Annotated in this window: 2 protein-coding genes; both read left to right on the forward strand. The window is 30.6% G+C overall.

Annotated elements, in window-relative coordinates; all coding sequences use genetic code 11:
- Window positions 1-693: 693 nt before the first annotated feature.
- Window positions 694-1,593, forward strand: coding sequence for a WYL domain-containing protein (locus tag U9R42_08205; protein ID MEA3496002.1), 900 nt, complete (start codon window positions 694-696; stop codon window positions 1,591-1,593).
- Window positions 1,594-1,656: 63 nt separating this feature from the next.
- On the forward strand, window positions 1,657-3,377 hold a 1,721-nt coding region (locus tag U9R42_08210; GenBank protein MEA3496003.1), incomplete at its 3' end, for an ATP-binding protein.

A 3,377-nucleotide genomic window follows, 5' to 3' on the forward strand; every position in this document is an offset into this window, starting at 1 on the left:
AACAAAGGGATTATCAGGTGTATCGTATTTTTTACATTTTGAAAATAAAAAAAATAATAGAAGAATAATGATATAATATTTTGAGGACATAGTTTAATAATATTTTTAAGATAGATGAACATTGGGTCAAATGGTTGCTATGAAATGTATTAAAATTTAATTTGCAGTAAACTAGTGCTCTAAGAAAACTATCAAATTTTATGATTTCTAAGTTTTTTGATACATCAAAAGTAAAAATGACAATTGATTTTGAGTTTCTAATTCCTGTTGTTGAATAAAAACAAGATTACAATTAAAACAAAAAAATTATTAGATTTGCAAACCTATTATAAATTGGGACAATCAAAGATTTGTTTTTTTTAGTAAATAAATAACGTTTGTATGAAGATAGTAATTTCAAAGAAAGATAAATGTCCCAAAGAAATTTTTGAAATAAAAGACAAAATACCCGACAAAAATGAGGGTTTTGTCCGCATATAACATAGTTGCATTGAACGAATATTATTAGAAAATTGAAAAACCGAACAGAAAAAATAATAGCATTGATTGAAACTGACTGCAAGAAAAAATTAGTTTTTTCCTACACGCTTCTGCCCTTTGGGACAGTTAGAAAAACTTACACACATTGCACACATGCCGAAGAAAAATCGGCAAGAGTGCAATTTTACCTACTCACAAAAAAGACTATCGATTATGTCTAAGCACGGAACAATAAGAAGATATACTCTTGAAATAGAAAAAATAAGAAGAGGACAGATTCCTTCATTTCAAGAAATAAAAGATTATTTGGTTAATCATGGATTTGAAGTTGGAGACAGAACAATACAAAGAGATATTGAACAAATCAGATTTGAATTTGGTATTGAAATTACATATAGTAGAGATAAAAATGGATATTTTATCGACTATGAAAACAGCATAAATATTGAATCGTTTTTTAGATTTTTAGAAATAGTAAGCACAGCTGAATTATTAACAGAAAGTCTAAATGAAAGCAAGGACGCTCTTAAACATATATCATTTGACACAGGTGGCGGATTAAAAGGAATTGAAAACCTAAAACCATTATTAACAGCAATAAAAGACAGTAGAAAAATTTCTTTCAATCATTTTAATTTCCACACTAACAAAACACGGAAATATTCATTAAAACCATATTTGTTAAAAGAATATCAAAATAGGTGGTATGTTGTTGGCTTAATAGGAAACCTAAAAGAATTCCGAACTTTTGGCATTGACAGAATTGAAGATTTAGAAGTTAAAGCGGAAACATTTAAAGTTGAAAAAAAACTTAATCCGATTGAAATGTTTGAAAAAATAATTGGCTTAATTTATTCACTAAATACTTCACAAAATGTAATTCTTTCATTTACACCAACACAAGGAAAATATATTAAAACATTGCCTTTACATAAATCACAGAAAATATTAATTGATAACGACACAGAGTTGCGTATTTTAATTACAGTGATACCGAACTATGAATTAACACAATTAATTCTTAAACATGGAGATACTGTGAAAGTAATTGAGCCTGAATGGTTGGTGGATGAGATAAAGGAGAATTTGAAGCGTGCTTTAGAAAAATATTAGAGGGGCGACTTGGTTTGGCGGATGGGGATTATTAATTTTGGAAATTAAATAAACAATTAACACATGAAATATACAGCACAAGAATTATTTGAATTATTAAATCTACAGGATGAGTGCACTTGGATAGAAGCAAAAGGAGGTATTGAAAGCACACATACACTTATGGAAACTGTTTGTGCTTTTTGCAATGAGCCGGATTTGGATGGTGGTTATATAGTAATGGGTGTAGCCGAAAATCATGATTCAGAATTCCCACAATATAAAGTTGTTGAGATTACCGAAACAGATAAACTACAAAAAGATGTTGCTTCACAAACAGCAACAATGTTTAATATTCCTATTCGACCTAAAATGTTAGTTGAACAAATTAATGGTAAAACTGTTGTTAAAATAAAGGTTGAAGAAGTGCCGGAAGCTCATAAACCAATATTTTTCAAATCAGAAGGTTTACCATGTGGTGCCATGAGACGGATTGGTTCAACTGACCAACATTGCACCGAAGATGATATGCATGTATTTTATCAGAATACCGGAAGTTATGACCAAACTCCTATTATGGGTATTTCTATATCCCATATTGACGAAAATGCTCTTAATAGATATCGTTCGCTTCGTGAGAAAACAAATCCTGCTGCAGAAGAACTTACCTATAATAATGCTGAATTATTAGAAGCACTTGGTTGTGTAAATATTGAAAAGAAAGATGAATTAAATCTTGCAGGCTTATTGCTTTTTGGCAGTAAAAATGCCCAGCGTAGAACTTTCCCTATGTTGAGAATAGATTATATTCGTGTGCCAGGCAATAAATGGGTTGAAAACCCGGATGAAAGATTTACTTCAATAGATATGCAAGGACCATTAATGTTAATGATTTATCGTCTTATTGATGCAATAAATAGTGATTTACCAAAAGGTTTTTTATTACAGGAAGGAGAGATTCAGGCTAAATCCACAGGTTTGCCAATAAAATCATTACGTGAAGCACTTATAAATGCAATGATGCATAGGTCTTATAGAGAGCATAGCCCTACTCAGGTAATTCGATACGATAATCGAATTGAAATTATTAATCCCGGTTTTTCGCTGAAATCAGAAGATAAATTAGGTGAACCCGGTAGCGAAACCAGAAATCCTTTTATTGCTGCTGTTTTTCATGAAACTAACCTTGCTGAAACAAAAGGAACAGGAATACGTGCAATGCGAAGATTAATGGAACAATCACATCTTGCTCCGCCTACTTTTGAATCAAGCCGTGAAGACAACAAATTTACTCTTCGACTTTTACTTCACCATTTCTTAAATGAAAGTGACTTAGAATGGCTAAAAAACTTTAAGAAATATAATTTATCAAATACTCAAAAGCAATCACTTATTTTTATACGTGAAGTTGGAGCTATAGATAATCACACTTATAGACAAATGGCTGATTGTGATACATTGAAAGCAAGTGTTGATTTAAAGGCTATGAAAGAAATTGAACTTATTATGTCTAAAGGAAAGGGGAAAGCTACTTATTATGTTCACGGTGTAGTTTTAACTGATGCACTAAGAACAAAAAACGGTACATTAAGTACAGAAGTTAGTGCTTTAAGTACAGAAGCTGATGCATTAAGTACAGAAGCTGGTGAATTAAGTATTGATGTTCTATTTGATGAATTACCTAATGAATTAGTAGTTCAAATTAATAGTATAAAAGAAAGGGAAAGGAATAAAGAAAAAGCAAAACAAATTATTATGTCTATTTGTGCAATACGACCATATAAACTTAATGAGCTATCAATTCT

This window comes from Bacteroidota bacterium, assembly GCA_034723125.1.
Taxonomy (GTDB): Bacteria; Bacteroidota; Bacteroidia; order CAILMK01; family JAAYUY01; genus JAYEOP01.

What these genes read in the sequence shown, in the direction of transcription:
- U9R42_08205 (MEA3496002.1), top strand. Translation starts at nt 694, where the DNA reads ATGTCTAAGCACGGAACAATAAGAAGATATACTCTTGAAATAGAAAAA.